This is a genomic window from Stutzerimonas sp. LR2, from assembly GCF_055755175.1.
Map to the genome: position 1 here is coordinate 1 of NZ_JBVTRR010000092.1, position 618 is coordinate 618.

Annotated in this window: 1 protein-coding gene; it reads right to left on the reverse strand. The window is 50.2% G+C overall.

Annotation, left to right across the window (positions count from 1 at the left end; all coding sequences use genetic code 11):
- Positions 1-75: 75 nt before the first annotated feature.
- Positions 76-618 (reverse strand): hypothetical protein (locus tag ACVRRC_RS22220; protein ID WP_472997612.1); only part of this gene is annotated, 543 nt, incomplete at its 5' end.

The window sequence follows — 618 nt, forward strand, 5'->3', positions numbered from 1 at the left end:
CGTCGGTCACGATCTGGTTCATAGTTTTTTCCTTCTCCAGTTTCATAGCCTCGGCCAGGCGAGACGCGGGTTATTTTAGCGTTGCAGCGAATTTACGACTGCTTTCAAGCCTGTCAAAATATTATCCGCTTCCTCCGGGCCAAGCGGCTCGTCGCTGAAGTTGTTAAATGCATGATGAAACACCTGAACGTGGTCTAAATTCATTTCAGGCAGAACAACAGACTGGCGCAGCACGGCGCTGAGGTCGTCGGCTTGCATCAACATTTGAGCCCCGCTTATAGGCAATTCAGGCTTACTCAGTCCAGCATAAACAAAAACAACACGAAGCAGCTGTGTTAAGGCTACCAGCTCTTCACGCAGCTCTTGGCTGGTTTGTTCGAAAACTTGGCTGATAACATTCTTCACTGCATCTTTCGTTGTCCAGCCGTGGTGGATCATCATGTTAGCGTAGACTGCGAGGTCTCTCGGGTCGCCCTTATCGACATGCCGGAGAAAATCGTTGATGCAAGACGATCCCCAATCGGGTTTTGCCCATTCGTTCGTGAGCCCCCGCTTCAGTTCGGTAGATCGCATTTTTTCAGCCACTACCTCAGCCGTTTTCAAAATCAGAGCCTGGCT